The sequence below is a fragment of the Janthinobacterium sp. TB1-E2 genome, assembly GCF_036885605.1.
In the GTDB taxonomy this organism is placed as follows: Bacteria; Pseudomonadota; Gammaproteobacteria; order Burkholderiales; family Burkholderiaceae_D; genus Janthinobacterium; species Janthinobacterium aestuarii.
The window spans coordinates 6,286,542-6,313,111 of record NZ_CP142523.1 but is presented as its reverse complement, the minus strand read 5'-3'; the positions used below and the strand labels follow the sequence as shown (position 1 = coordinate 6,313,111).

Sequence of the window (26,570 nt, the reverse complement as noted above, 5' to 3'; positions counted from 1 at the left end):
GTATGTCTATGTGAAAAGGTGTGGGAGGGCGTATCGATTCTGCCCTGCGTTCACCGTGTTGCAAGGCCGGCGTCGCGCGAGGGCTCGCCACACGTAACGCGCTATTCTACTCCCGACTGAGAAAGTTATCCACAGGCACGACGCTTATTTTTCTGTGGCGGGGTGGGGCGCCATGTGCATAAGAGGCGACTTATCCCCCGGTTATCCCGTCACAAGCAGTGCTGGCGCGGCCTGTGGCGGGGCCTTGCAAGCAGATGGGGGCCGGCGCGCAAATTTCCAGGCGATCACGGCAATCCTTGACAAGAGGGGGGCATATGCTGAATAATTCAGGGTTCCCCGCCCGTATTCCGTGTTTATTCATTTGGAACGACAATATGGACTAAGCGTGGATTAAGCGGGCGATGAGATTGGCCAGCTTGTGCCTTGGCATAAGTGCGCGATTGTCATTGGCACCAAAAACTGACGGGACGTCAGACCCGATTTTGCATTTTTTTTGTTTTTAGCGAGACCAACATGAAACGTACTTACCAACCTTCCGTCGTTCGCCGCAAGCGTACGCACGGCTTCCGCGCTCGTATGGCTACCCGTGGTGGCCGTGATGTGCTCAACGCACGTCGCGCAAAGGGCCGCAAACGTCTGGCCGTCTAGGCTTGTCGTTGACAGCTGATCGCGTGGCTAGCTGTACTCCAGTCGGCAATCAACGCGAAGGTTCACACGACTTCGCGCGCGTTCGGCGTATCGTTAAAACGGATGAATTTTCATCCGTTTTTCGTTTGCGCCCTTCGCAAAAAACAGCGCATTTTGTGCTGTACACCCGACACAATCAATTGCCGCATGCGCGGCTGGGCGTCGTTGTGGCGAAGCGTTTCGCGCCGCGCGCGGCGACCCGCAACACGATCAAGCGCGTCACGCGCGAGCTGTTTCGCAACAGCGCGATGCCGCCGGTCGACTGCGTGGTGCGTTTGTCGCGCGCCGTCAACAGCAAGGATGGCCCGGCCACCACGACCAAGCTCAAAGCCGAGCTGCGTGAAGAATTGAGCCGCCTGTTCGCGGCGCAAATCGCCGCCCAGGCCCGTTCTGTTGCTGCGCCACCACCATCCGCGCCATGAAAACCCTGCTGCTGTTCCTGCTGCGCGCTTATCAGTTGCTGATCAGCCCCATGCTGGGACAGAATTGCCGTTTCTATCCGAGCTGTTCGCATTACGCGATGGAAGCGCTGCGAGTGCACGGTACGGCCAAGGGCAGCCTGCTGGCTGCCAAGCGCCTGTGCCGTTGCCACCCCTGGAATGAAGGGGGCGTCGACCCGGTGCCGCCGGCCGACGGTAAACAATCTTCAACGACCGCTTGCGGTTGCAACCACTCCTGACAAATACCCTAATGGATATCAATAAACGTACCATCCTGTGGATCGTGTTTTCCGTCTCGCTGGTAATTCTCTGGAACGAATGGATGATCTCGAACGGCAAGCCGTCGATGTTCTCCGCGAACACGGAACAAACCGCCAAGGCGCCTGTCACCCCGGCCAAGACGGACGCCCTGGCTGCCGCGGCTGCCGGCGCAGCCGCCGTGCCTGGCGAAGCGACCGATCCCGCCGCGTTCAAGCGCGAAGTGATTACCATCACCACCGACGTCATCAAGGTCGACATCGACACCCTGGGCGGCCAGGTCAAGCGTCTGGAATTGCTGAAGTTCAAGGGCGCGGGCAATCCGGGCTGGTTCGGCGGCTGCTTCGGCCTGTTCAAATGGTGCCAGCCTGACGATGGCAAGCAAAACGAAGTGCTGTTCGACGAAGGCGCGAACCGCACCTATCTGGCGCAGTCGGGCCTGGTCGGCGGTCCATTCCCCACCCATGCGAGCGGTTTCACCGTGCAGCCTGGCGTGCGCACCCTCGGCGACGGCAAGCAAGTGCAACTGGTGATGGAAGCGGTCGAAGGCGGCGTCAAGCTGACCAAGACGTTTACCTTCAAGCGCGGCGATTACGTCATCGACGTGCGCCACGATGTGGCCAACGTGGGCGCAGCGCCCGTGACGCCGCAGCTGTATCTGCAACTGACGCATGACGGCAACAAGCCGGTCGGCGACTCGTTCTTCAACAGCAGCTTCACGGGTCCGACCCTGTACACGCCGCAAGACAAGTACCAGAAGCTGACGTTCGAGAAAATCGAAAAAGCGGCAGTGGAAGACGAGAAGAAGGGCAACGACAACGCCATGAAGGGTCTGCATCCGGCCACGGCGAATGGCGGCTGGTTTGCGATTTCGCAACACTTCTTCGTCTCGGCTTTCGTTCCGCCTGAAAACGCCAAGCGCGACATCTTCACGAAGAAGGTCGGCACCAATTTGTACGCCATCGGCAACGTGCTGCCATTGCCTACCCTGGCGCCAGGCGCCTCGGCCAGCATGGACAGCAAGCTGTATTCGGGTCCGCAAATCGCCCACCTGCTCGAACCGGTCTCGCCGGGCCTGGAACTGGTCAAGGATTACGGCTGGCTGACCATCATCGCCAAGCCGATGTTCTGGGTCATGGAACAGATCCACAGCGTGCTGGGCAACTGGGGCTGGACCATCATCGCCTTCACGATCCTGATCAAGCTGGCCTTCTTCCCGCTGTCGGCCGCCGGCTACCGCAGCATGGCCAAGATGAAACTGGTCACGCCGAAGATGCAGGCGATTCGCGAGCGCTACAAAGGCGATCCGCAAAAGATGAACCAGGCCACGATGGAGCTGTACAAGACGGAAAAGATCAATCCGCTGGGCGGCTGCCTGCCGATCCTGATCCAGATGCCCGTCTTTATCGCCCTGTACTGGGTGCTGAACGCGTCCGTGGAAATCCGCGGCGCGCCATGGATCGGCTGGATCACCGACCTGGCCCAGCATGACCCATGGTGCATCCTGCCAGTGCTGTACGCGATCTCGATGTACATCACGACCAAGCTGAACCCGGCTCCTGCCGATCCGATGCAAGCGAAGATGATGCTGTTCATGCCACTGGCATTCTCGGTGATGTTCTTCTTCTTCCCGTCGGGCTTGGTACTCTACTGGGTCGTCAACAACGTCCTGTCGATCGGCCAGCAATGGGTGATCACCAAGAAATACGCGCCTGCCGCCAAGTAATTCCGGCCAGCGAACAGAAAGCCCGCCTAGTGCGGGCTTTTTAATTCTTGTAGGTCGGATTGGCGTGGCAAGGCCACGCGTAATCCGACACTATCGCCAGCGTGTGCTGCGTCGGCTTACACGCTGCGCGCTAAGCCGACCTACGTTGCTGCACTTCCCTTGCCGTACCTATTACAATATCCCCATGAAACTCGACTCTTCCCCTATCGCCGCCATTGCCACCGCTCCCGGTCGCGGCGGCATCGGCGTGGTACGCGCCTCCGGCAAAAACCTCGCTCCCTTAATGACGGCCCTGTTCGGCGCACAGCAATTGAAACCGCGCCACGCCACCTATCTGCCATTCACGGAAGCCGATGGCAGCATCATCGACCAGGGCATCGCCATCCACTTCAAGGGTCCGCATTCGTACACGGGCGAAGACGTGCTGGAATTGCAGGGCCACGGCGGCCCCATCGTGCTGCAGTTGCTGCTGGCGCGCGTGCTCGAAGCGGGCCGTGACAGCGGCTTGCGCCTGGCCGAGCCGGGCGAATTCACGCGCCGCGCGTTTCTCAATGACAAGCTGGACCTTGCGCAAGCGGAAGCCGTGGCCGACCTGATCGACGCATCCACGGAAGCGGCGGCCAAGTCCGCTTCGCAATCGCTGTCGGGCGCGTTCTCGAACACCATCCACGCGCTGGTCGAGCAGGTGACGGGCTTGCGCATGCTGGTCGAGGCGACCCTGGATTTCCCGGAAGAGGAAATCGACTTCCTGGAAAAATCGAATGCGCGCGGCCAATTGAAAGCCGTCATCGAAGCGTTGAACAAAGTGTTTGCCCAGGCGGCGCAGGGCGCGTTGCTGCGCGAAGGTCTCAATGTCGTGCTGGCCGGACAGCCGAACGTCGGTAAATCGTCGCTGCTGAACGCGCTGGCGGGCGCCGACGTGGCCATCGTCACGCCGATCGCCGGCACCACGCGCGACAAGGTCAGCGAAACCATCCAGATTGAAGGCATTCCGCTCAACATCATCGACACGGCCGGCATCCGCAGCGCGGGCGACACCATCGACGCCGTCGAGCGCATCGGCATCGAACGCACCTGGGGCGAAATCGGCAAGGCGGACGTGATCTTGCACCTGCTCGACGCCGACCACGGCCCGACCCTGGCCGATGAAACCATCGTCGCCGCCTTCCCCGAAGGCGTGCCCGTGGTGCGCGTGTGGAACAAGATCGATCTGTCCGGCCACAAGCCCGGCGTCGACAGCATGCCCGACGCCACCCATGTGTATCTGTCGGCGCACGAGCACATCGGCATTGACCTCTTGCGCGCCGAGCTTCTGCGCATCGCCGGCTGGCAGCAGACGGGCGAATCGCTGTACCTGGCGCGCGAACGCCATCTGATCGCCTTGAAATCGGCCGGCAAGCATCTCGATATCGCCGCCGCGCATGCGGCGCAGGACGACCAGTCGCTGGACCTGTTTGCCGAAGAGCTGCGCCTGGCGCAGGTGCAACTGTCGAGCATCACCGGCGAATTCTCGCCTGACGATCTGCTGGGCGTGATCTTCAGCCGTTTCTGCATCGGCAAATAAGGAGGTTCGATGAAGCAGCTGCTTGTTCTGCTGTTCAGTTGCCTGCCCATGCTGGCTGGCGCGCAGGAAAAGTTGCCCAAGGACGTGGCGAAGTTCGTCGAGAACGCCCAGATGTGCGAGCACTTTGCCGGCGAGTGGGATGACAACGACAAGGCGCGCCAGCGCGAGATCATCGCTGCCGTGGACGATTCTTGCGGCCAGGCGCAGCGGCAGTGGAAGCGGCTGTCCGCCAAGTATGCGGGACAGCCGGCGATCAAAAAAGTCATCGACGCGCATGCGAATGATGCGGTCAGGAGCTTTCGGAAATAAGTCCGAACGGTGAAAAAAGGTCATCGCTAACGTGCGAGGGGGTCTGACCCCAGGGTTTGTTACCCCTTCTTCGCCTTCGCCTGCTCCCTGAACTTCTGGAACGTCTCGATATGCTCGGCGCGGCGCAGCACGCGCGAGTGCGGGTCGAGCGTGTACGTAGCGCCAGCCGGCAGGGGCAGTTCGCCAAAGCCCAGCGACATGGGAACGGTATGGATTTCTTTGCCGATACGCACTTCCACCGGCATCGGGAAGGCGATGTCGGCCGGCGTCTTCCATAGCAGGCGCAAGGTGTCGCCGTCGCGCACGGCGGACAGCTCGGGCAATGCCGCCTGGTACAGATAGATCTGGAAGAACCAGTCGTAATTGCTGCCCGTGACTTTGTTGACGATGGCCATGAATTCCGTCGTGCTGCCATAGCGCGGCTGGAACTGGCCCGGCTGCGGCTGTTCCGTGCCGTAGACGAGCAGGCGCACGGCGCGGAAGAAGGCGTCGTCGCCGATCAGGCCGCGCAAGGTGTGCAACACCAGCGCCCCTTTCACATACAGGTCGCCGCCCGGCCCGCCCTTTTTCAGGTCGTAGACTTCTTCCTCGCTTTTCGGTTTGCCCGAGACCATGGGCGCCTTGTTGACGATGCCGGCGCGCATTTGCTGCAGCGAAGCAAAATACTCTTGCTCGCCCCGCAGATATTGCATGTACAGCGGTTGCATATACGTGCCGAAGCCTTCGTGCAGCCACATGTCGTCCCAGTTGCTGTTGGTCAGCTGGTTGCCGAACCATTCATGGGCAAATTCATGCTGCAGCAATTCATCGTAGCCATAGCTGGTCTTGGCGAATTTGTTGCCATAGGCATTGATGGTCTGGTGTTCCATGCCCTTGTGCGGGGTTTCGGCGATACCGACTTTCTCATCGCCAAACGGGTAGGGGCCGATGACGCTTTCAAAAAAGTTGAGCATGGGCGGCAATTCCGCGAACAGGGCGCCAGCCTTCGCTTCGCTTTCCGGCAGATACCAGAATTGCAGGGGGATGCGGTTGCCGTAGCGGCTCACATACTCGCCCTGCATGCTGCGGTAGGGCGCCACGTTGAGGGCAATGCCATAGGTGCTCGGATGCTTGGCGCGCCAGTGCCAGGTGCGCCAGCCGTCGGCCTCATCCATGCCGAGTGCGATGCCATTGCCGGCGGCCACCAGCGGCGCCGGCACGATGATGTGCTGGTCGATCAGCCGGGCCTTGCCCATCGGGTGGTCGATGCACGGCCAGAACAGGTCGCAGCCCTCGCCTTGCACGGCGCTGGCGATCCACGGCGCGCCATCGGCCGTGCTCGACCAGACCATGCCGCCATCCCACGGCGCTTTCACGGCGACGTGCGGCACGCCGTGGTAGACGACGCGGATGGTGGTGCGCGCGCCTGCCGCGAGGGTGGCAGGCAAGGTCATGCTCAGGCGGCCGTCCGGGTTGGCATAGTCTTGCGGCCGCAGCGCCTTGCCGTCGATTTCGATGGTGTCGACAGGCAGATTGCGGTCCAGGTCCAGCGCGAAACGCGAGATCGGCTGCGTGGCCAGGAAAGTCAGGCGCGCATCGCCGGCAATGCTGCGGCTGGCAGGGTCGATGCGCAGGGTCAGGTCGGCGTGTTCGAACACCACCGCCAATTGTTCCGGCGTGCGTTCGGCGCCTGAATTGAGGGTGTAGGCGGTGGGCGCGCGCGTGGCGCAGGCGCTGAGCAGCAGGCAGGAGAGCAGCAGGGGAATGTGTTTCATGGCGAGCGCGCAAGTGAACGGAACACCGATTGTAGTGTGAAGTGACAACGTTGTCGTTTGGAAATTTCAAGGTGCCGATAGGGCAAGCGTGGCCCCGGTTGAGAAATGTCATGGGCTTCAAACGACGCTGACGTAATCTTGCTGAGCGGCCTTGAAGTGCCGCTAGGAAAGGAAGCGCCATGGACAGCGAACAGCCGGAAGTCGTGGAAAGCAGGGGGATGGTGGCGCCGCCATTGCCTTCCCTGCCGCAATTGATCGCAGCGCTGCCGCCAAAAGGCGCATGCTGGTATTGCGACAAGCCGCTCGATGCCGTGCGCCGTTTCTGTTGCAAGAGTTGTTGCGTGGCGTATGCGGAAGAGGCGCAGTACAACAGCTGAGCGCTAGCGGCGCCGCAGCAGCGCCGCCAGGGCGCCTTCGAAATCGAACTCGTGCGCGGCGGCTGCCACTTCCTGATAGACGTTGACGCCCAGGCTGGCAGCGAGCAGGCTGGCCGAGTTTTCCAGGATGTCGATGGCCGCGCCGTCGCCTTCGCGCAGGTGGCTGGCCAGGCGCGCCAGCAGCAGCTGGATGGCGGGTGCGGCCGGGTCGGGCGCCACGTCCTGCGCCGCCGTATGGGCCGCTTCCGGCGTGCCCAGCATGCTGCTGACCGCGCCGAGCAATTGATCCTGCGCCAGTTCCAGCTGCAGCATCTGCTGGGCCAGGTCGGGTGCCTGCGCACGCAGTGCCGATTCCAGGGTTTCCGCCAGGCTGTGCACGTGGCGCGCGCCGATCATGCCGGCGGCGCCTTTCAGGGTATGCGCCTTCAGGCGAGCGGAAGCGTAGTTGCCCGCGTCGAATTCGGCGCGGATCTGGCACGGCGTGGTGCCGTGGTCGTGCAGGAAGCGGCGCAGGATTTTCAGGTACAGGATGCGGTCGCCCATGATGCGGCCCAGTCCGTTCTCGACATCGAGAATACGGACCATGTCGGATGCCGCAACGGCGGCATCATCATCGCAAGTGGCGTGTGGTTTCAGCATGCTGTGCAGAGCGCCCCAAAACTTGTCAATTGCCGTAAAGCAGGAACAGCTATTCTACATCCAGTCATCCTCGACGCCGCGCCCGCTTGGCCGCCAGCGACATCGCTAGCGCGTCGTGAATGACCAGCTGTGCGTGACGTCCGCGCCATTGACTTTGCCGATGAAACTCACGTCATAGCTGGTGTTCGCGTTCAAGGTCGCCAGTGGGATGATGGACGCGGCCGAGACCGGCGTATGCACATCGTTGCCGCTGGTGAGCAGGCGTACCGCCAGGTCCGTGGCGGCACCGCGCTGGCGCACGCTGAATGCCGTCACGCTGACGGGCGTGCCGTAGTTGGCATGCACGCTGATCGGGTAGCCAACCACGTCCTGGTTCGGCACGGGATCGGGCGATTCGTTATCGCTGGAAAAACTGACGGCTACCTTCTGCTGTCCGCTGACAGGATAGGTGACGATCTGTCCCGCCGCCAGCCCGGGGCCATAGTTGCGGTTGCCGGCCATGTCGGTGGTGAAATAGGCATAGCCGGAGCTGCTGACGGCCGCGCCCGCGCCGCCTTCCTTGAACAACGGCTCGAAAATGACGAAGCGGTGATAGATGGCCGTGACCAGCTCTTCGGCCAGGTAAAAGCCGGACGTGTTGCCCGCGCCCGCGATGACTTCGCCCTGCAGCGACGTGACGACGTAGCCGGCCTTGGCCAGGCGGTCGCCCAGCTTGACGCCCGTAAAGCCGGGCTTGCCCTGCACCTGCTCGTGCGCCACTGTACTGTTGAGATTGAGATAGCTGGAATGGCCCAGCGCCGCGCCGTCGATCAGGCTGTTGCGCACCATCGGCGACAGGCCGATCTGGCTGCGCCGGTAGTTGAACCAGTTAAAGCCATCGGTGGCAATATTGTTGCTGAGGACGGGAGCGCCCGGCTCCTGTGTCAGCTGTCCGGCCGGGGTAGAGGTGCTCAGCGACGTATTGCTGCCGCTATCGCCGCCGCCGCAGGCGCTCAGCAGTGCTGCAGTCAGCAGGGCGGGTATCCAGTATTTCCAACGCAGTGACGAGGCAATCAAGTTGGCTCCTGTATAGGTAGGCGGACAGCGGTGGGGCCAGCGTGCTGTCCTGTAAAACGATTCTAAGGTATTTTGATACCGCGTAGCGCATCCATGAAAAGATATGTCGCGCTCGTGCGCGGACGGTGCCGCAGCTGCGCAGGGTAGAATGAGCGTAGCGCAGCGTTTGCCGCTGCATCGCCTTACTTCCGATTTTTTGATTGCCCATACATTTGAACACATTGCCCAAGTCGCGCCTGCAGCGCGCCAAATACGCCTTGCCCAGCATGGTGACTTTGCTTTCGATAGCATGCGGTTTTGCCAGCATCGTCATTTCCGTCGATAACGCCGCCGTGGGCGACGCGGATGCCTACCGCTTGGCGGCGGCGCTGCTGGTGCTGGCCGGCGTGTTCGATGCGCTCGACGGCTATGTCGCACGCCTGACGAACACCAGTTCGCAGTTCGGCGTGCAGCTCGATTCCATCGCCGACGTGATGAATTTCGGCTGCGCCCCGGCCGTCCTGTTGTACTGCTACGGCTTCGTGCAGATGGGCGTGCACGATCCGCTGCTGCTGCGCTTTGGCGGCATGGCCAGCTTCTTCTTTGTCGCGTGTGGTGCGATGCGCCTGGCGCGCTTCAATGTGAACGTGGGGCGCACGGACCCCCTGTATTTCGTCGGCATGCCGATCACGGCCGGGGCCGCTTGCGTGGCGGCCGTCGTGGTGGCCTGGCCGGCGCCCATCGATTCCATGCTGCACAGCTATCTGCTGATGCTGCTGCTCGTGGGCGTGGGCAGCCTGATGGTGTCGACTTTGCGTTTCCCCAGCTCCAAGCAAAAGAAAAGCCTGGCCGCGCTGCTGGTGCTGATCGTGGCCATCGCCCTGCTCGTGTGGCTGAAGACCAGCTTCTTCGCGCTGTTCTTCGCCGTCTACATCGGCGCCACCCTGCTGCTCAACCTGGCGTGGTACCTGGGCTGGCGCGGCATTGCGCTTCCCCAGGTTTTCAACGATCCGGATGAAATTGACTAAGCCACCTCGTGCCCGCGTGCGGCGCGCAGGATGGCGAACCAGTCGCTGCGGCTGAGTGTAAACTGCGTGCCTTCCACGGCCACGCCGACGGCTTCGATGCGGCCCGTGCCCGTCAGCGGCAGGGGACGGCAAGGCAGTTGCATGATCCACGCAAATACGACGCTGGCAAACGGACGCTGCAGCTGGTCGGCGATCTGCTTGATCACATTGCGCAAGTTCTCCACATTCGCGTCGCCGCCCTGGAACAGCCGGCCGCCCGCCAGCGGCGACCAGATCATCGGCGCCACGCCCACGTCCTGCAAGCCGTCGAAGGTTTCGTCGAACAGGGGCGCCACGTGCAGCGGAGAAAATTCCACCTGGTTCGTTACCAGCGGGAAGCGCCGGTGCAGACACTCGAACTGGTGGCGGCTGAAGTTCGACACGCCAAAGTGCAGCACCTTGCCTGCCGCTTCCAATTGCGTGAAGGCGCCGGCGATCTCGTCGAAATCCATCAGCGGGTCGGGACGGTGGATCAGCAGCAAGTCCAGGCGGTCCGTGTGCAGCTGGCGCAGGGTGTGTTCCACGGAACTGGTGATGTGCGCCGCGCTTGTGTCGTAATGCTGGATGGCATGGCCGGGACGGTGCGGCGACAGCAGCTTGATGCCGCACTTGCTGACCAGCTCCATCTTGTCGCGCAAGCCCGGCTGCAAGGCCAGCGCTTCGCCAAATAGCCCTTCGGCGCTGTAATCGCCATAGATGTCGGCATGGTCGAAACTGGACACGCCCAGCGCCAGACATTGCTCGATGAAAGCCAGGCGCTGCTGCGCCGACATATTCCACTCGCCGATGCGCCACATGCCGGCAACGACTCGCGACAGTTCGGGACCGTTGCTGCTCAAACGGCTGCGCGGCGCTTGCAGGCTGGCGGGAAATACATGGCTCATGGGCTGGCTTTCTGATGGTGGAGACGAAGGTGACGCCACGATTATAGCCAGCTACGCTACAGCATGCTGTGGAGAAATCGGCGGCGAGACAGACGAAAAAAATGCCCGCAGCATCTGCGGGCATTTTTATGGGGAAACGCTAAAGACTTATTTCATCCACAGGCGCATCGAATCCCAGGCGCGGCCGAAGATCGTTGCCTGGTTGATGGTTTCCAGCGCCACGACCGGCAGTTCCAGCAGGACCTTGTCGTCGACCATCATTTTCAGCTTGCCGACCGGGGCGTTTTCAGCCAATGGCGCGACCAGCGGGTCCTTGCGTTCCAGCACAGGTTTCATCTTGGCAGCCGTGCCTTTTGGTACGGTGACGAGCACATCGCGGGCGAAACCGATTTTCACGGTGCCTTTCGAGCCCTTCCACACTTCCGGCGTGGCCACTGCCTGGCCCTTCGAGTACAGTTTGACCGTATCGAAGTTCTGGAAGCCCCAGTTCAGCAGCTTCTGGCTTTCCTGCGTGCGGGCCTGGTCCGACGAGGTGCCCAGCACCACGGAGATCAAACGGCGCTCGCCCGTGCCGCCTGGGCGGCGGGCCGACGCGATCATGCAATAGCCGGCCGCTTCCGTGTGGCCCGTTTTCATGCCATCGACGGTAGGGTCCAGCCACAACAGGCGGTTGCGGTTAGGCTGGGTAATCTTGTTGTACGTAAAGCTCTTGATGGAATCGATTTTGTAGAATTCCGGGTAGTCGGCGATCACGCGCTTGGCCAGCACGGACAGGTCTTGCGCCGTGGAATAGTTATCGGGGCTAGGCAAGCCATGCGGATTGGCAAAACGCGTGTTTTTCAGACCCATGCGCTGGGCTTCGCGGTTCATCAGCACGACGAACGTGCCTTCATCGCCGGCAACGGCTTCCGCCAGCGCCACGGCGGCGTCGTTACCCGATTGAATCATCAGGCCGTGCAGCAAGTCGTCGATCGAGACAGGGGTAGCGGGGTCGATGAACATCTTCGAGCTGCTCGAATCGACTTTCCATGCGCGCACGGACACGTTGACTTTCTGGTCCAGCGCCAGTTTCTTTTCGCGGATGGCGGCAAACGTCAGGTAAGCCGTCATGATTTTGGTCAACGAGGCCGGCTCGATGCGCGCGTCAGGATCTTGCGAAGCAATGATCTGGCCACTGGTGGCGTCAAGCAACAGCCAGGACTTGGCGGCGATGGTCGGGGCTGGAACGCTCTGGGCGTAGGCGGCGGAAAAGAAAAATACACTGGAGGCCAGTGCCGCTAAAAGTTTTTTCATGGAGGCTGGTCTGCGAGAAAAAGATGAAGGCTGAGGGCCATGCTGTTGCTGCTTGCATGGCCGCGTGGAAAAAACGGATCAATTATAGCCGTGGAGGCGCTAGTAAGCCCACACTTCAATGATCATCTGCTGCGATTGCGGGTTTGTCACCATGCCACAGGGCAATCACGAGGTTCTTGATGTGATTGAGCTTGCGGTGGAAAAAGTGGTCGGCGCCGGGGATCACGATCACGGGAATGTCTTGTGGACGGGCCCAGTCGAAGACGGCGGACAGGGGGATCGTGTCGTCCAGTTCGCCGTGGATCAAGATGGTGTCGGCGGGAATGTCGGCCATGGCCCATTTGCCGGCCGCGCTGCCGATCAGCGCCAGGCGCTCGACGGGCGTACCGGCGGCGGCCAGACGTTCCTGCAGTTCCGATTGCACGAAGGTGCCGAACGAGAAACCGGACAAGGCCACGGGCAAGCCCGGGTACAGGCCGCGCATGTGTTCATACAGCAACTGCATGTCGTCCGTTTCGCCCACGCCATGGTCGTGCACGCCTTCGGAAGCACCGACGCCGCGGAAGTTGATGCGCGCCACCACGTAACCGAGCGCGACAAACGCGCGCGCCAGGGTTTGCGTGACCTTGTTGTCCATCGTGCCGCCGTACAGCGGATGCGGATGGGCAACGAGGGCGATGCCGCGCGGAGTGTCTGCCGGGAAATCGAGCAAGCCTTCCATGCTGCCTGCATGGCCGGCGAGGGTAAATTTTTCCGAGTTTCTGTTCATGATGCTCATACTGGTGGGTATCTCTTAAATTGGCATTAAATCTTGAGGCGTTCGACGATCTTGCCGCCCACCAGGTGCGTATCGATGATTTCATCGATATCGCTGGTGTCGACGTAGGTGTACCAGGTCGCTTCCGGGTAGATCACCAGCAGCGGGCCTTCTTCGCAGCGGTCCATGCAGCCGGCCTGGTTGATGCGGATCTTGCCCGCGCCATTCATGTCGAGTTCCTTGATGCGGCGCTTGCAATGCTTTTGCGCCGCTTCCGCGCCATGGTCGCCGCAGCTGTTGCGGCCGTCTTCACGTTTGTTCATGCAGAAAAAAACGTGGCGTTCAAAATACGGTGCGTCGCTCATACTATGCTCCTGCGGAATCATCAATGCGCCATGATAACGCTTATGGGTGGTCTTCGCGACGCTGGCGCTGCACATCTTCTTGCCGGTTCAGGCGGTGCGAGGGCAGGCACAGGAACCACAGGGCCATGAAGGGCCACAGCAAAGCCAAAAATTGCGCCGCGCCATTGAAGTTGAGGAACTTGCCTTGAAACCAGCCTTGCAATGTTGACATGAAGTATGGGTTGATCGGCGTCGTATTCACCATCACCAGGCTCAGCAGCAAGGTGGCGGCCGCGATGCGACGCTGCGCCACGTGCGGCGCGAACGCCAGGCCGCCCAGCATGATCAGGCCGATCAAAAAGCCGCCCTGGGCGCCCGGCGTGATCCAGACGAAGGCGTTTTCCGGTGAAAACAGCAGCGCGCTGGCCATCGAGCGCACGATCAAGGCAGCGGCGATCAGGACCAGCATCAAGATGGTGCGCGGCGCGGCGCGGCGCAGCAGGCACAGCAGGGTGAGCACGGCGCCCGTCATGCCGCAAGCCGTGATGATGGTTTCCGAAAGCCAATATTGCTCGACCGTCAAGACGACGTCGGGACGCAGATACGCGGCCAGGTCGATGTCGATGCCCGCCAGCTGCGACAGCCAGTCCGACAGGATGGGCAGCAGCTGGCCCAGGCCGAACAGATAGCCTTGCGGATAGATTTGCGCCAGCGGCCACAGGGCCACGAGCACCAAGCCCTGGCTGGCGTGCTGGGCAAACCAGCGCTGGCGCAAGCGGAACAAATGACTTTGGTCGAGCAGCTTGCGCGCCGTCAGGGCGCCGATGATGGAACCGATGCAGCAGCCGGCCGCATTCGTATAAAAATCGAGGTTCGACGAGACGCGGCTGGGCAAATAGGTTTGCACGGCTTCCATGCTGCCCGAAATCAACATGCCGCACAGGCTGGCGACGATGACGGCAAAGAAACCCGTGATCCTCGGAAACAGCGAATACACGATCAGCGCGCCCAGCGGAATGTAGCCGACGACGTTGATGCCCACGTCAAAGCCCGTCCAGTAGCGGGGCATGCGCGTGTTTTCCAGGAACGTCAGCGGCGACAAACCATTGCTGTGCCAGCCCGTGAACGGGAACCAGCTCGCATACACGATCAGGAAGACGTAGGCGAGCAGGGTCGCGCGCGACACGGGCGAGGAACGGACGGGCGGCAGCGGCGCCGCCGGGCTGGCGGGGGATGCGGGGTCGGTCATTCTTTCGTGATATTCAGCGTGCCCAGCCAAGTGAGCAGGTCGGCGGCGATGGCGTCCGATGCCGCCGCCAGCGCCTGCGCGCCGCCTTGCGCATCGGCGCTGCCGGCGGGTCCGCTGCGGCTGAAGGTTTTCTGGTCGATCAGGCGGTGGCCGCGAAACAGCGAGGCGCGCAGCGACACGTGGCCGCTGCTCTGCGTCTGCGTATCGAAGTTTTGCGAGAAATCATCGACGTCGATGCGCAGCAGGGGCATGCCGGCGGCCGCGTCCGTGGTCGACAACACTTTCACGCCGCTTTGCGCCACGCGCGTTTTCAGGCGCTGGCTCAGCAGTTGCAGCGGCGGCGTGTTCCAGCGGTTGTAGGCGTACGGACGCGATTGCTGCGCATCGGCGTACAGCAAGCGGTAATACATGCGCTGGCTGTCGAGCCAGGATGGACCGTTGGCGTCGGCGATTACCAGCACGGGCACGGCTGGCGCGGCTGCTTGCGCGTCTGCCAGCGGTGCGGCCGGGCCGAAATCATAGAAAGTGGGGACGGGGCCGCGGCTGGCGCAGCCGCCCAGCAGGAATGCGGCGGCCAGGATGAGTGCGCTGAGATTGCGTGGGGTAGGCATGCGGTGTTCTCCTTATTTGCCCGGTGCCGAAAAACCGGGCTCGCCCGGGCCGGGCGGGATGTCTGGGGCGCCGAACAAGATGCTCTGCGGCTGTTCATTGAGCGTGCTCATGGTGGTTTTCAGGGCGCGCATCGAGGAGCGCGCTTCGCCGCTCAGCTCGATGACTTGCGGCAAGACTTCCAGCGACACGCCATTGGCCACCGTTTCCACCGAGCTGCCGACCCGGTCGACCGTGCCATTGACCTTGTCGAGCACGCCGCCTGGCGCCTGGATATCGTTGCCCAGTTTTTTCCACGTGGCCGTCAAGTCCGACACATTCTTGCTGGCCGTGCTCACGGCCGTCAGGGTTTGGCGCGTCTGTTCCGTCAGTTGCGGCAATTGTGTCAGGGTCGGTTCCAGTTGCTGCGGAATGGCGCCAAAAGCCTTGGCGGCCTTGCCCACTTCCGTGAAGGCGCCCAGCATGGCCGCCTGGTTGTCGGGGCTGAGCAGGTTGTTGACCTTGTTGGTGATCTGTTCGGCCTGGTCGAGGATGCGCTTGCCCCGTTTTTCCAGCTGGTCGAGCAAGCCGGCGCGCAGGGGGATCAGCGACGGCTTGTCCTTGCTGGTGCCCAGCAGTTTCGAACCCACATGCTCGTCGTCGAGCTGGATGTAGGCGATGCCCGTCACGCCCTGGTAGCCGAGGGTGGCAAACGTGGTGTTGGTAACGGGCGTGTCGGGCGCCACGCTGATGTGCACGAGGATTTGCCCCGCCTTTTGCGTGTCGAAATCGATGGCGTCGACCTTGCCCACTTCCAGGCCCCGGTAGCGCACGGTGGCCTGCGGGTTCAGGCCCGGTACGGACAGGGTGGTGGCGAGCAGATACGGCACCCGTTCCACGCGGTCGCGGTTGAACCAGACGCCGAACAGGATGGCGGCCACCAGCAGGGTCAGTGTAAAAAATCCCGTCATCAGGGCATGTGATCTGTTTTCCATTACTTCTCCGCTTTCGTGTCTGTGCCGGCGTCGTCGCCTGGCTGCGCCGCCTTGCCCGCCGCCGCCTGTTTCTCATCGAGGACGGCCAGCGCGCGCTTGCCGCGGTCGCCGAGGAAAAATTGCTTGATGAACGGGTGGTCGACTTCGATCACCTCGCGCGTGGGGCCGATGGCGATCACATGTTTTTCCGCCAGCACGGCGATGCGCGTGGACAGGGCGAACAAGGTGTCGAGGTCATGCGTGACCATCACCACCGTCAAGCCCAGCTCGCGGTGCAGCGACTGGATCAGGGCGACAAAACTTTCCGACAGGTCCGGATCCAGGCCCGCCGTCGGTTCGTCGAGGAACAACAGCTTCGGTTCCAGCGCCAAGGCGCGGGCCAGGGCCACGCGCTTGATCATGCCGCCCGACAAGTCCGACGGCATCTTGAGCGCATGCTCCGGGCCCAGGCCCACCATATTCATCTTCAATAATACCGCGTCGTGCACCAGCGCTTCGGGCAGCACGCGCAATTCGCGCATCGGCTGGGCCACATTGTCGAACACGGTCAGCGCCGAATACAGTGCGCCTTGCTGGAACAGCATGCCCCAGTGGTTGCGCAACTGTTGCAGCTGGTCTGAACTTGCCTTGTTGATATCTTCGCCAAAGACTTTGACGCAGCCGCGCGCCGGATGTTCCAGGCCCAGCATCTGGCGCAGCAGCACCGTCTTGCCTGTACCGGAGCCGCCCACGATGGACAGGATCTCTCCCCGTTCGATTTCCAGGTTCAAGTCCTGGTGCACGACGGTGCGGCCGAACTTGGTCCACAGATTGGTGATGTCCACCACGGGCGCGCTGCCGTGCAGGTTGAACTGGCCGTCCTTGCCGGTGCCGCAGGCGATATTGGTGTCGTCTGCCATCAGTAGCCCACTCCATTGAAGACGATGGCGAACACGGCGTCGGCCAGGATCACGACGGTGATGGCCGTGACGACGGCGGTGGTGGTGCCGCGCCCCAGGCTTTCCGTGTTGGCCTTGATGCGCAGACCGAAGTGGCACGAGACAAGGGCGATCAGCATGCCGAAAATCACGCCCTTGCCCAGACCGATCATGTAGTTGGCCAGCGGCACGGCGTCGGGCAGCTTCTGTATAAAATAGCGCGCCGACAGGTTCAATTCCACCTTGGCCGCCACCATGCCGCCGATCAGCGCGGCCGTGTCCGTCCAGATGACGAGCAGGGGCATGGATATGGCCAGGGCCAGCACTTTCGGCATGATCAGGCGGAAACCGTGCGAAATGCCCATCACCAGCATGGCGTCGAGTTCTTCCGTGACGCGCATGACGCCCAGCTGGGCCGTGATGGATGAACCGGAGCGCCCGGCCACGAGGATGGCGGCCAAGAGCGGCCCCAGTTCGCGGATGACGCTCATGCCCAGCAGGTTGACCAGGTAGATGTCGCCGCCAAACGCGCGCAGCTGCTGCGCGGACAGGTAGGACAGCACGACGCCGATCAGAAAGCCGACGAGGGCCGTGATGCCCAGCGCCTGGAAGCCCGCATGGAAGATATTGGCGGAGATTTCACGCCATGGCCCGCGCATCGGATGGCGCGCGAAACGGCCGATATCCTGTGTCACCTGGCCGACCAAGGCAATAAAGCCCTTCAAATGTTCGAAAAACAGCAAAATGGCCATGCCCAGTTTCATCACGGGCGTGAGGCGGTTGGCGCGCGAGGGCGGCGTCGTCAACGGTCCCGTTTCTTCGATGCGCCGGAAAAACTCTTCCTGCGATGGCGCCAGGGTCAGCTGCGCGGGACGCTGCTTGCCCCAGGCATTCCAGAACAGTTGGGCGCCGATATGGTCCATGCTGTCGATGGCCGACAGGTCCCATTGCGCCTTGGCATCGCCCTGCAAGGGTTTGAGCTGGGCGTCGATGGCCTTGATGGCATTGTCATGCGCCAGCGCGTGCACCTGCCAGGTGCCGCTGGCAGTGACAAGGGCTCCCTGTTGGGAGCTGGTCTGGGAGAGGGTCAGTTTCGGCGATTGTACAGTCGGCATCATGCCAGTTTAAGGGAGAATGGCGCAGACCGCCACCGCTGTTCAATCGCCGGCCCCTCAGGACGCCAGGTGGCGCGCCTGCCGCTGCGGCAGGGCGACGTCCGGACGCACCTTGGTGCTGCCAGTATTCACTTCGGCTGGCTTGGCGTGCGCGGCCGCTTGCGCGCCGCCCGCATAGTCGCTGGCCACGAGGGCGTTGGCCTCCAGCGCGCTCATGCCGCGCGTCTGCAGCCATTGCGCCACCAGCTTGGCCAGGCGCTCCATGGCGATGCGGTGGGTGGCGTCCGTGTGGGCATACAGCCAGTTCGAAAAATCCATGAAATTTTCAAATGGCGCATCGCCGAGCATCCATTGCACTGTATTGGCGAAGCGGCCCGAGTTGGCCACCAGGTCCCAGTAGCGGGCGAAGCGCACGAGGCGCTGCATGCTCATGAAATCGAGCTGTTTATTGGCCAGGATGGTGTACGGCGGGTGCGGGTCGAACACCATGCCATAGTTTTCCGTATGGCGGATGATGGGCGTGCCGCGCAGCCGCTTTAATATGCCGAACTGGATTTCATGCGGTTTCAAGGCCACCAGCTTGTTGAAGCCGGCCGCGAAGCTTGCTTCATCCTCGCCCGGCAAGCCGGCGATCAAGTCCACGTGCAAGTGGGCGTTCGATTCCTCGCACAGCCAGCGGATGTTGTCGGCCGCCTTTTGATTATCCTGCTTGCGGCTGACCAGCGATTGCACGTCCGGATTGAAGCTCTGGATGCCGATCTCGAACTGCAGCGCGCCGGGCGGGAATTTGCTGATGCCTTCCTTCAAGGCGTCAGGCAAGTGGTCTGGCACCAGTTCGAAGTGGGCGTAGATCGGATCGTCCGGATTCGCTTCGATCTTGTCGAGAAAGAACTGCATGATCTTCAAACTGGTCTTGATGTTCAGATTGAAGGTGCGGTCGACGAACTTGAACAGGCGCGCGCCGCGCGCATGCAGGGATTCCATCTCGGCCAGGAAGTTCTCCAGCGCGAAGGGCCAGGCCGTCTTGTCCAGCGCCGACAGGCAGAATTCGCACTTGAACGGACAGCCGCGCGACGCTTCCACGTAAATCGTGCGGTGGCGGATATCGTCGTCTGTATACAAGGAGTAGGGCAGTTGCAGTTCCGCCAGCGGCGCTTGCACGCCCGCGTGGATCTTCATCAGCGGCTTCGGCCCGTTGAGGATCTCGCCGCACAGCTTGGGGAAGGTGACGTCGCCCCAGCCCGTGATCAGGTAGTCGGCCAGCTTGACGATTTCCTGCTCGCCCGCCTCATGCGACACTTCCGGCCCGCCCAGCACGATGATGACTTCGGGCGCCACGCGCTTGAGCATGGCCACCAGTTTGGTTGTTTCCTCGACGTTCCATATATACACGCCAAAACCGATGATACGCGGTTTGTTGATGAGGATGCGTTCGACCAGTTCCGTGGTTTTCGTGCCGATGACGAATTCCTGCAGCCGCGTCTGCGCTTGCAGCGGCCCCATATTGGCCAGCAGATAGCGCAATCCCAGCGAGGCGTGGGTGTAGCGGGCGTTCAGGGTGGAGAGCAGGATGGTCATGGGAGGCGATGAAAACGGCGAAACCGCTATTTTACGCTGTCGCATCATCTGTGCGCTGCGGCAACAAATGCCATGTTACCATTTGTCAATAATTACTAACTTGTCAATGCTACGGCAGGCTAAAAGGGATACAAGGTGCTGGCGAAAAAAGTACTCAATAAAAAAGTCCTGCTCGGGACGCTGGCCGGCGTGGCCGTGGTAGCGGCCGCACTGGTCGGCTATCGGGTTTTTGGCTGGGGCGCGATGGGGCCGGTCAATGGCCTGAAGCTCGATTTATCCCGGCCCGACGCGCTGGTCCGCACGAAAAGCCTGTCGGCCTTGCCGCGCGACTTGCTGACGGTGCCGCTGGCGCGCGACGTGTTGCGTGAGGATTTCCTGTTCTATTACGAGCAAAGCGAAGACCGGCTGGGGCTCAAGGGCAGCTTGCGCCGCATCGCTTACGAGCATGAGCTGGGCTGGGGTGACCAGCTGCTGCGCATGGTGCTGGACCAGCCGGCGGAAGTGGCCTTGTGGCGCGACGCCGACGGCTCGCTCAAGCATTTCGCCATCGCCGTGTCGCGCAGCCAGCTGACGCGTTTGCTGGAAGAAGCGGGCAAGATCGCCCTGAAGGATACGCAGATGCGCGTGGCCGGCAGCTTGCGCGTCGATGGCGGCCAGGTGCCCGTGTATGCGCTGAACTACGCTTACCAGCGCACCTTGCTGTTTGCCGCGCATGGCCAGCGCCTGGTCATCCTGTCTCATCCCGGCATGCTGTATGGCGGCAGCGACGGAAAGCATGGCGATGGCACGGCCGAGAAAACCGTGGCCAGCCTGCTGGCGCCGGAGTCGGCCAAACAGAACGTCTTTCATGCGCAATTCCATCTCGACGGCGCCGCGCCCGAGGGCCACAGCATCGCCGTCAAGGCGGACTTCCTGTCCTTCGGCTACCAGCCTTTCTTTGGCGCGTTAGAGGCGCTGCGCTTCGATTTTCAACAGGGCGCCTGGCAATCGAAGGTGCTGCTCAATGCCGATAAACTGAAAAACGGCGGCTATGACAGCAGCGCCTTGTGGCCGCAGCTGCCGCACAACCCGAGCGCCTGTTTCAGCGTGCCGGTCGACTGGACCGCGCTGCAGCCCGTGCTCAAACGCCTGGATAGCAAGACATCGGAGCCGGTGGCGCCGCTGGCCGGGCACTTGCAAGGCCCGGCCGCCGCGTGCTGGTATGGCAGTTCGCGGCTGCATACACCGGTTTTTGTCGCCACGCGCAGTGCGCAGGCCGGTGATGACGCTCTGTATGGCAGCTTGTTCGAGGCGGCCATCGCCGGCAAGGACCCCGTGCGCAAAACGACAGGGAAAGATGGCGCCACGCGTTGGGAACGCAGCGTCGCCACGGCGCTGGGCCAATCCAAGCCGGCGCTGGCCGTGGCCGGCAATACCGTTGTCTTTTCCACCGACGGCAAGCTGGTGGACCAGGTGCTGGCCGTGCGCCGCAAGCAGGCGCCGGCCGCCAGCGACCTGCTGCCCGATGCTTCGCGCACGATCGGCCTGATCGCGCCGGCGTCGCTGGCCCGGCTGATCCAGCTGGAAGCCTTCGATACCCTGCCGGCGAATAACGAACCGGTCTTGCGCGCGGCCGCCAACGAACACTTGGTGCCGCGCCTGAACGCCTTGAAAAAATATCCGCCGCTGCGCATGGTGCTCAAGCGGCAGCCAGCCAGCGGTACGTCATGGGAAACGCTGGAATGGCAAGAGGCCGCGCGATGACGCTGTGGCATGGACGGCATGGACGCCGTGCCGCCTTGCGCTGGCTGGCGGCTTGCGCCGCCACCGTGGCAATGCCCGCCTGGGCCTTGCGCGCGGCTGCCGACCCTCAGGTGCAGCTGTCACAGGCACAGAGCCGCGCCTTCCAGGCCTGGATGCTGCGCATCGTCAACGCGCAAATCGAACGTGGCCCGTCGCCGCGCTGGACGCACCGCGATTGCGCCGGCCTGGTGCGCTTTGCCGTCAATGAGGCGCTCACCGTGCATGACGCGAAGTGGCTGCATGCGAACGGCATCGCCAGCGACCGGCGCCTGCCGCCCGAGCTGGAACTGAGCGCGGCTCAGGCCGCCTTGCGCAACCGTTGGGTGCAAACGGGCGGCAATGTCGGCCACTTCGTCACGGCACTGGCGCTGGTGCAGCACAACAGCCGTTTCATCGCCCGCGAAATCAGCCAGGCGCTGCCCGGCGACCTGCTGTTTTTCGACCAGGGCGACGAACAGCACTTGATGGTCTGGATGGGGGCGCGCATCGCCTACCACACCGGCACCGTCACCCCCGACGACAATGGTCTGCGGACCGTCGATATCAAAGAACTCACGAGCTGGAAGGACACGCGGTGGCAACCTGTGGTCAACAATCCCAATTTCGCCGGGGTGTTCCGGCTGGCGTTTTTATCATGAAGCCGATTTTTGTCATGAAGCTGCTCTTCATGGGCTTTCTGGCGCTGCTCATGCTGGGCAGCGCCTCCGCGCAGCAGCGCGAGCCCAGCAATTACACGACCTTCAAGGGTGAACCGTTCTTCCTGCTGTCGGACGCCAGTTATGGCAGTCTTGATGAAGCGCGCGTGCGCCTCGAGGTGCCGGGCCGCGACATGGGACGCATGAACCTGGAAGCATATTCGGGCGCCGACATCGTCGTCTACCGCGTGCCCGAACCGATGGAGTTCCTGAAAAAGCAGCGCAATCTGCACCGCATCCAGGTCGAGGGCAATTACCAGGGCGAAGGCCTGGCCAACACTTTGAGTTTTCTGTGGGATAGCTGGTGGAAGCAGTCGCGCCTGGCCTGGCGCAAGCTGTTTTCCAGCGAAGCGCGCCTCGCCGTCACGAAAGAGCAGCCGCAGCTGGCGACCAATGACGCGATCCGCCGGCGCACCGTGTTCGCCAGCCATCCGCAGTACAAGCCGATCAAGGGCATGGAACTGGTCGACAGCTTCCGCTATCCGATCTGGCAAGCCAAGGCCATCGCGCCGCCGAAAGGCGTCAAGCTCGATGGCTCCAGCAGCGACTTCATCGTCGCTGGCGCCGGCAATGTGATGATCCCGCTGGGCAAGCGCAAGCCGGGCCTGTACCTGGTCGAAGCGATCATCGGCGAACACCGCGCCACCACCCTGGTATTCGTGTCGGACACGGTGGCTGTGACCAAGGTCTCGTCCGGCCAGATGCTCGTATGGACGGCGCGGCGCGACAACAGTGCCGCCGTGGCTGGCGCCAACGTGGCGTGGACCGATGGCACGGGCGTGCTGCAGTCGGCTGTCACAGGCGCCGACGGCGTTGCCTCGCTCGAGCGCGGCAGCCCCGAACACACGTATGTGCTGGGCCAGGACGGCGCCGGCGGCGTGTTCGTGTCCGAGAATTTTTACTATGACAGCGAGATCTATAACACCAAGATCTATGCCGTGACGGACCGGCCTCTGTACCGGCCCGGCGATGAAGTCAACGTCAAGTTTTTGGGCCGCGAATTTACCTCCGCGCGCAACTCGCAGGCAGCAAGCGCGGCGCCGATCAGCTTGAGCGTGCTCAATCCGAATGGCACGCCGCTGCTGACGCAAACGCTGCAGCTGTCTGGCGAGACGGGCGCCGACACGCGCTTCCGCCTGCCCACGGAAGCGACCGCCGGCGGCTATGAACTGCGTTTCAATTACAAGGATGGCGTGTATGGCGCGGCCTTCCGCGTGGCTGAATACGTCAAGCCGCACTTTGAAATCAACGTCCAGCCTTCGAAGCCGGAATTCAAGACGGGCGAGGCCGTCAAGGGCAGCATCGCGCTGCGCTACCCCGATGGCAAACCCGTGAAAAACGCGAAGATGACCTTGTCCTTGCGTGGCCAGCAAAACACCATGGTCGAAGGCGAGCTGCGTTACAGCGGCCTGTTCCCCGTGGCCCTGAAGACGGAGGAAGTGACGAGCGACGGCAGCGGCAATGTGGACTTCAGCTTGCCGCCCACCGCCGATCCCTCGCGCTACATCTTGACCGTGCTGGCGACCGATGGCGCGGCCTACCGCGTCAAGGCGACGCGCGAGCTGATGATAGAACGCTCGAGCAGCAGCTACCAGTTGAAGGCGGCGCGCCAGTTTTCCGACCCTGGCCAGGCCGTGCATTTCGACTTGCTGGCCGATGGACAGGGCGCGGCCAAGCCCGTGCGCTGGGAGATGGTGCAGCTGGAAAAACAGAGCAAGACCGACGGCGCGTTCGATCCAAATGCCAAGGGCTGGGACGTGACGTTCCCCGCCTCCGGCTCGTACCAGCTGGCGCTGCGCGACGAGCGCGGCAACCTGCTGGCCGCCGCCAGCCACTGGGTCGCCGGCGATGGCGTGCAAACGACGCCGGGCAGCATCGAGATCGTGCTGGACCGCGCCCGCTATCGTCCGGGCGACACGGCCGAAGCCTTGATCACGTTCTCCGACAAGGTCGACCAGGCGCTGTTGACGCTCGAGCGCGACAAGGTGGAGCAATATGGCTTGATGGCCGGCGCCGCCAACTGGTACCAGGCGAAGCGCGTGGCGCCGCGCCAGTGGAGAGTGCGCATCCCGGTAAAAGAAGAGCATGGCCCGAACATGACGTTCTCGGTGGCGTACACGCGCAATGGCGACTTCGTCTTCGAGAACGCGGGCCTGCAAGTGATCGAGCCGCGCATCGCGCTGCAATTCAAGAGCGACAAGGAGGTCTACCAGCCGGGCGAGAAGGTCACGCTCGATGTGACGGCGACGCTCGATGGCAAGCCTTTGAGCACCATGGTGGCGCTGGGCGTGGTCGATGAAATGATCTATGTGCTGCAGCCGGAAATTGCGCCGGACATCGGCGACTTTTTCTATCACCCGCGCCGCAACAACGTGCGCACGACGGCCAGCCTGTCCTTCATCAGCTACGACATGGCGCAGGGCCGCACGGCCGGCGCGCCCGCGCGACACAATTACAACGAGCGTGGCGTGAAGGTGCTCGAACGTCCGCGCCGCGACAATATCGATACGGCCTACTGGGCGCCATCGCTGAAGACCGACGTCAATGGCAATGCGCGCGTGAGTTTCACCATGCCCGATGCGCTGACCCGCTGGAGGATCACGGGCCGCGCGATGGATGAACAGGGGCGCGTCGGCCAGCGCACGGTCTATCTGCGTTCCGATAAAAACTTCTATGCCAAGTGGACGGCGCCCGACTGGATGCGCGCTGGCGATGCGCCGCGCGCCTCGGTGGCCGTATTCAACCAGACGGGCAAGGAGCAGGCGCTCGACATTGTTCTCTCTGGCGGGGTGCAGCCGAAGACGGAAAAGCTGTCCGCCAAACCGGGTGTCAATTACGTCGAATTTCCGTTGACGGCTGGCGGTGGGCCGCTGCGCCTGGAAGTAAAACAGAATGGCAAACTGGTCGACGCCTTGGACACGGCCATGCAAACCCTGCCCGCGGCCTGGAGCAGCCCGCGCTCCTTGGTGCTGCCGCTTGATGGCGTCACGGGTGATATTCCACTCAAGCTGCCGGCGGACGCGCGCAATATCCGCGTCTCGTTCGCTCAAGGAGCGGCCAGCCAGTTCGCGCGCATTGCCGACGATCTGATCGACTATCCATATGGCTGCGTGGAGCAGACGGCCAGCCGTTTGATTCCGCTCGCGCTGGCCACGCAAAGCCTGGGGCCGGACGCGGGTGCTGCAAGCGAACGCCTGCAAACACTGCTCACGGCACAACGCCTGCGCCTGGTATCGATGGCCGGTCCGAACGCCGTCTTCGGCTGGTGGGGTAATGCCACGGCCGGCAATGCCCTGATGACGGCGTACGCCTATTACGCGGACTGGTACGCGGCGCGCGCGCTGCGCATCGAGCTGCCGCCCGAGCACTGGAACAAGCTGCTGGCCGTCTACAGCGAACATGGCTTGAAGGATGCGATGGGCGACCGCGCGCTGGTGTTGTGGATGGCGCGCGAGATGGGCCTGCCCACGCAGACGCTGGCGGCGGGCCTCGTGGACGACAGCGCCATCGCCGTCCTGGGCGGCAAGCCGCGCCAGGCGGGCGACAGCGGCAGCCTGCTGTTGGGCGGAGCCTCTGACCGCGAAGCGCAAGCGATGGGCCTTGGTCTGGTGGCGCTGGTGGCCGCCCAGAACGGCATCGCCCTGCCGCATTCGCTGCAGCTGCAAGTGGCCAGCTCGTGGCAGGTGTTGAGTGTATCGAAAGCGCCGGTGGCGCAAGCCTTGCTGATGCTGGCAGGCGAAATGCCGGCTACCCAGGCCGACGCGGTGCTGGCCGGAGTGCGCGCCGAGATGCCGACACTGGACCGCGCGATGACCTTGATGTGGGTGCAAAAGAAGCTGGGCGGTGCATCGTTCGGCAAGGGGCCGGCCGTCACGCTGGACGGCACCTGGCAAAAACGCGACAGCCGCAGCGGCCAACCGGTCTGGCGTTGGGCCGACGCCAAGGGCTTGCCTGACAAACTGCGTTTCGCCGCATCGACCGTGGCGCCGGCCGGCACGGTGGCCGTGCTGCAGTACGACAGTCACGCGGCCGAAGCGCCAACCTTGCCGGTTGCCGTCGAACGGCGCATCCTGCGCATGAAGGCGGGCAAGGGCGGCTACACGACGGAGCTGGTCAAGCCGGGTGAAGCGCTCAGCACGGACGCGCTCTACCTCGATGAAATCACCTTGAAAGCGGCGCCGGGTGCGAAGCACCGTTTTGGCTTGCTGGAAGCGGCGCTGCCGCCCGGTGCCATGGTCGAATCGACTACCTGGGGCATGGTCATGGCGGGCGACAAGCCGGCTGCGCTGGAACGCGCGCGCCACACCGAGCGCCGCGACGGCTACGCCGTGCCGATCGAGCCACTGGAAGGTGACGTGACCGTGCGCCACTTGCTGCGCTTTGCGCAGAAGGGCAATTATGTGCTGCCGCCGGCGCGCTTTTACCGCATGTATCAGCCGGAGCAGAAAGCCTTCGAAGGCGGCGGCAAGACCACGCGCGCGCTGAAGGTCGAGTGATGCGCGTAGCACTTCCTGCAT

At 62.8% G+C, this 26,570-nt stretch carries 24 protein-coding genes; 11 read left to right on the top strand and 13 right to left on the bottom strand.

Annotated elements, in window-relative coordinates; translation table 11 throughout:
• Nucleotides 1–513 precede the first annotated feature (513 nt).
• The 6 genes from rpmH to OPV09_RS28360 all read left to right on the top strand — a co-directional run bounded on the left by rpmH (nucleotide 514) and on the right by OPV09_RS28360 (nucleotide 4,984).
• Complete coding sequence (gene rpmH, locus OPV09_RS28385) at nucleotides 514–648, top strand: 50S ribosomal protein L34 (protein WP_010401996.1); 135 nt, start codon at nucleotides 514–516, stop codon at nucleotides 646–648.
• Between the two features lie 23 nt (nucleotides 649–671).
• On the top strand, nucleotides 672–1,109 hold the full coding sequence (gene rnpA, locus OPV09_RS28380; RefSeq protein WP_099403828.1) for a ribonuclease P protein component: 438 nt from the start codon (nucleotides 672–674) through the stop codon (nucleotides 1,107–1,109).
• Entirely contained in the window at nucleotides 1,106–1,366 is a 261-nt protein-coding gene (gene yidD / locus OPV09_RS28375) for a membrane protein insertion efficiency factor YidD (RefSeq protein ID WP_034754335.1), read from the top strand. The genes rnpA and yidD overlap by 4 nt, the downstream gene beginning before the upstream one ends.
• A gap of 11 nt (nucleotides 1,367–1,377) precedes the next feature.
• Complete coding sequence (gene yidC / locus OPV09_RS28370) at nucleotides 1,378–3,111, top strand: membrane protein insertase YidC (RefSeq protein ID WP_070301977.1); 1,734 nt, start codon at nucleotides 1,378–1,380, stop codon at nucleotides 3,109–3,111.
• 184 nt (nucleotides 3,112–3,295) lie between these two features.
• On the top strand, nucleotides 3,296–4,675 hold the full coding sequence (gene mnmE, locus OPV09_RS28365; protein WP_034754331.1) for a tRNA uridine-5-carboxymethylaminomethyl(34) synthesis GTPase MnmE: 1,380 nt from the start codon (nucleotides 3,296–3,298) through the stop codon (nucleotides 4,673–4,675).
• A 9-nt stretch (nucleotides 4,676–4,684) separates the two neighbouring features.
• Complete coding sequence (locus tag OPV09_RS28360) at nucleotides 4,685–4,984, top strand: hypothetical protein (RefSeq protein ID WP_338680076.1); 300 nt, start codon at nucleotides 4,685–4,687, stop codon at nucleotides 4,982–4,984.
• 59 nt (nucleotides 4,985–5,043) lie between these two features.
• On the opposite strand, the gene OPV09_RS28355 is transcribed toward OPV09_RS28360, so the two are convergent.
• Nucleotides 5,044–6,738 (bottom strand): M1 family metallopeptidase, encoded by a 1,695-nt coding sequence (locus OPV09_RS28355; RefSeq protein ID WP_338680075.1) that lies wholly within the window; start codon nucleotides 6,736–6,738, stop codon nucleotides 5,044–5,046.
• Nucleotides 6,739–6,917: 179 nt separating this feature from the next.
• Between OPV09_RS28355 and OPV09_RS28350 the strand changes: the two genes are divergently transcribed.
• Nucleotides 6,918–7,115 (top strand): hypothetical protein, encoded by a 198-nt coding sequence (locus tag OPV09_RS28350; protein WP_034754322.1) that lies wholly within the window; start codon nucleotides 6,918–6,920, stop codon nucleotides 7,113–7,115.
• A gap of 3 nt (nucleotides 7,116–7,118) precedes the next feature.
• Here OPV09_RS28350 and OPV09_RS28345 read toward each other — a convergent pair whose 3' ends face one another.
• Together OPV09_RS28345 and OPV09_RS28340 are read right to left on the bottom strand one after the other, a co-directional pair.
• Complete coding sequence (locus OPV09_RS28345) at nucleotides 7,119–7,754, bottom strand: Hpt domain-containing protein (RefSeq protein ID WP_338680073.1); 636 nt, start codon at nucleotides 7,752–7,754, stop codon at nucleotides 7,119–7,121.
• A 105-nt stretch (nucleotides 7,755–7,859) separates the two neighbouring features.
• Nucleotides 7,860–8,810: a CAP domain-containing protein gene (locus OPV09_RS28340; RefSeq protein ID WP_338680072.1), complete on the bottom strand. Its 951-nt coding sequence runs from the start codon at nucleotides 8,808–8,810 to the stop codon at nucleotides 7,860–7,862.
• Between the two features lie 266 nt (nucleotides 8,811–9,076).
• On the opposite strand from OPV09_RS28340, the gene pssA reads away from it, so the two are divergent.
• Nucleotides 9,077–9,817: a CDP-diacylglycerol--serine O-phosphatidyltransferase gene (pssA, locus tag OPV09_RS28335; RefSeq protein ID WP_226941593.1), complete on the top strand. Its 741-nt coding sequence runs from the start codon at nucleotides 9,077–9,079 to the stop codon at nucleotides 9,815–9,817.
• Here pssA and OPV09_RS28330 read toward each other — a convergent pair.
• The 10 genes from OPV09_RS28330 to OPV09_RS28285 form a co-directional block, all read right to left on the bottom strand.
• Complete coding sequence (locus OPV09_RS28330; protein ID WP_338680070.1) at nucleotides 9,814–10,740, bottom strand: aldo/keto reductase; 927 nt, start codon at nucleotides 10,738–10,740, stop codon at nucleotides 9,814–9,816. The genes pssA and OPV09_RS28330 overlap by 4 nt on opposite strands.
• A 147-nt stretch (nucleotides 10,741–10,887) precedes the next feature.
• Nucleotides 10,888–12,033: a D-alanyl-D-alanine carboxypeptidase family protein gene (locus OPV09_RS28325; protein WP_034754313.1), complete on the bottom strand. Its 1,146-nt coding sequence runs from the start codon at nucleotides 12,031–12,033 to the stop codon at nucleotides 10,888–10,890.
• 115 nt (nucleotides 12,034–12,148) lie between these two features.
• Complete coding sequence (locus OPV09_RS28320; protein ID WP_338680069.1) at nucleotides 12,149–12,802, bottom strand: alpha/beta hydrolase; 654 nt, start codon at nucleotides 12,800–12,802, stop codon at nucleotides 12,149–12,151.
• A 35-nt stretch (nucleotides 12,803–12,837) separates the two neighbouring features.
• Nucleotides 12,838–13,155: a (2Fe-2S) ferredoxin domain-containing protein gene (locus OPV09_RS28315; RefSeq protein WP_034781335.1), complete on the bottom strand. Its 318-nt coding sequence runs from the start codon at nucleotides 13,153–13,155 to the stop codon at nucleotides 12,838–12,840.
• 40 nt (nucleotides 13,156–13,195) lie between these two features.
• A complete protein-coding gene (locus OPV09_RS28310) occupies nucleotides 13,196–14,383 on the bottom strand; it encodes a VanZ family protein (protein ID WP_072457584.1) in 1,188 nt (395 codons plus the stop codon).
• A complete protein-coding gene (locus OPV09_RS28305) occupies nucleotides 14,380–14,994 on the bottom strand; it encodes an ABC-type transport auxiliary lipoprotein family protein (protein WP_219329291.1) in 615 nt (204 codons plus the stop codon). Before OPV09_RS28305 ends, OPV09_RS28310 begins: the two co-directional genes overlap by 4 nt.
• Before the next feature lie 12 nt (nucleotides 14,995–15,006).
• Nucleotides 15,007–15,966 carry an MlaD family protein gene (locus OPV09_RS28300; protein WP_034754305.1) on the bottom strand — a complete coding sequence of 320 codons (960 nt, stop codon included), beginning with the start codon at nucleotides 15,964–15,966 and terminating at the stop codon, nucleotides 15,007–15,009.
• Entirely contained in the window at nucleotides 15,966–16,865 is a 900-nt protein-coding gene (locus OPV09_RS28295) for an ABC transporter ATP-binding protein (RefSeq protein ID WP_072457590.1), read from the bottom strand. The genes OPV09_RS28300 and OPV09_RS28295 overlap by 1 nt, the downstream gene beginning before the upstream one ends.
• The gene (locus OPV09_RS28290; protein WP_072457592.1) at nucleotides 16,865–17,998 is read right to left on the bottom strand and encodes an MlaE family ABC transporter permease; all 1,134 of its coding nucleotides are present in this window, start codon (nucleotides 17,996–17,998) and stop codon (nucleotides 16,865–16,867) included. The genes OPV09_RS28295 and OPV09_RS28290 overlap by 1 nt, the downstream gene beginning before the upstream one ends.
• A gap of 57 nt (nucleotides 17,999–18,055) precedes the next feature.
• On the bottom strand, nucleotides 18,056–19,576 hold the full coding sequence (locus OPV09_RS28285; protein WP_072457594.1) for a B12-binding domain-containing radical SAM protein: 1,521 nt from the start codon (nucleotides 19,574–19,576) through the stop codon (nucleotides 18,056–18,058).
• A gap of 135 nt (nucleotides 19,577–19,711) precedes the next feature.
• Between OPV09_RS28285 and OPV09_RS28280 the strand changes: the two genes are divergently transcribed.
• From OPV09_RS28280 to OPV09_RS28270, 3 genes are read left to right on the top strand one after another with little or no spacing between them, the layout of a single operon-like run.
• Nucleotides 19,712–21,319: a DUF2138 family protein gene (locus OPV09_RS28280; RefSeq protein ID WP_338680065.1), complete on the top strand. Its 1,608-nt coding sequence runs from the start codon at nucleotides 19,712–19,714 to the stop codon at nucleotides 21,317–21,319.
• The gene (locus OPV09_RS28275) at nucleotides 21,316–21,996 is read left to right on the top strand and encodes a DUF1175 family protein (protein WP_338680064.1); all 681 of its coding nucleotides are present in this window, start codon (nucleotides 21,316–21,318) and stop codon (nucleotides 21,994–21,996) included. The genes OPV09_RS28280 and OPV09_RS28275 overlap by 4 nt, the downstream gene beginning before the upstream one ends.
• On the top strand, nucleotides 21,993–26,549 hold the full coding sequence (locus OPV09_RS28270) for an alpha-2-macroglobulin (RefSeq protein WP_338680063.1): 4,557 nt from the start codon (nucleotides 21,993–21,995) through the stop codon (nucleotides 26,547–26,549). Before OPV09_RS28275 ends, OPV09_RS28270 begins: the two co-directional genes overlap by 4 nt.
• Nucleotides 26,550–26,570 lie beyond the last annotated feature (21 nt).

Excerpts from the sequence above, each read along its gene's own strand:
- rpmH (WP_010401996.1), top strand. The coding sequence starts at position 514 with ATGAAACGTACTTACCAACCTTCCGTCGTTCGCCGCAAGCGTACGCAC.
- yidD (WP_034754335.1), top strand. The coding sequence starts at position 1,106 with ATGAAAACCCTGCTGCTGTTCCTGCTGCGCGCTTATCAGTTGCTGATC.
- yidC (WP_070301977.1), top strand. The coding sequence starts at position 1,378 with ATGGATATCAATAAACGTACCATCCTGTGGATCGTGTTTTCCGTCTCG.
- mnmE (WP_034754331.1), top strand. The coding sequence starts at position 3,296 with ATGAAACTCGACTCTTCCCCTATCGCCGCCATTGCCACCGCTCCCGGT.
- OPV09_RS28360 (WP_338680076.1), top strand. The coding sequence starts at position 4,685 with ATGAAGCAGCTGCTTGTTCTGCTGTTCAGTTGCCTGCCCATGCTGGCT.
- OPV09_RS28355 (WP_338680075.1), bottom strand. The coding sequence starts at position 6,738 with ATGAAACACATTCCCCTGCTGCTCTCCTGCCTGCTGCTCAGCGCCTGC.
- OPV09_RS28350 (WP_034754322.1), top strand. The coding sequence starts at position 6,918 with ATGGACAGCGAACAGCCGGAAGTCGTGGAAAGCAGGGGGATGGTGGCG.
- OPV09_RS28345 (WP_338680073.1), bottom strand. The coding sequence starts at position 7,754 with ATGCTGAAACCACACGCCACTTGCGATGATGATGCCGCCGTTGCGGCA.
- pssA (WP_226941593.1), top strand. The coding sequence starts at position 9,077 with ATGGTGACTTTGCTTTCGATAGCATGCGGTTTTGCCAGCATCGTCATT.
- OPV09_RS28330 (WP_338680070.1), bottom strand. The coding sequence starts at position 10,740 with ATGAGCCATGTATTTCCCGCCAGCCTGCAAGCGCCGCGCAGCCGTTTG.
- OPV09_RS28325 (WP_034754313.1), bottom strand. The coding sequence starts at position 12,033 with ATGAAAAAACTTTTAGCGGCACTGGCCTCCAGTGTATTTTTCTTTTCC.
- OPV09_RS28320 (WP_338680069.1), bottom strand. The coding sequence starts at position 12,802 with ATGAACAGAAACTCGGAAAAATTTACCCTCGCCGGCCATGCAGGCAGC.
- OPV09_RS28315 (WP_034781335.1), bottom strand. The coding sequence starts at position 13,155 with ATGAGCGACGCACCGTATTTTGAACGCCACGTTTTTTTCTGCATGAAC.
- OPV09_RS28310 (WP_072457584.1), bottom strand. The coding sequence starts at position 14,383 with ATGACCGACCCCGCATCCCCCGCCAGCCCGGCGGCGCCGCTGCCGCCC.
- OPV09_RS28305 (WP_219329291.1), bottom strand. The coding sequence starts at position 14,994 with ATGCCTACCCCACGCAATCTCAGCGCACTCATCCTGGCCGCCGCATTC.
- OPV09_RS28300 (WP_034754305.1), bottom strand. The coding sequence starts at position 15,966 with ATGGAAAACAGATCACATGCCCTGATGACGGGATTTTTTACACTGACC.
- OPV09_RS28295 (WP_072457590.1), bottom strand. The coding sequence starts at position 16,865 with ATGGCAGACGACACCAATATCGCCTGCGGCACCGGCAAGGACGGCCAG.
- OPV09_RS28290 (WP_072457592.1), bottom strand. The coding sequence starts at position 17,998 with ATGCCGACTGTACAATCGCCGAAACTGACCCTCTCCCAGACCAGCTCC.
- OPV09_RS28285 (WP_072457594.1), bottom strand. The coding sequence starts at position 19,576 with ATGACCATCCTGCTCTCCACCCTGAACGCCCGCTACACCCACGCCTCG.
- OPV09_RS28275 (WP_338680064.1), top strand. The coding sequence starts at position 21,316 with ATGACGCTGTGGCATGGACGGCATGGACGCCGTGCCGCCTTGCGCTGG.
- OPV09_RS28270 (WP_338680063.1), top strand. The coding sequence starts at position 21,993 with ATGAAGCCGATTTTTGTCATGAAGCTGCTCTTCATGGGCTTTCTGGCG.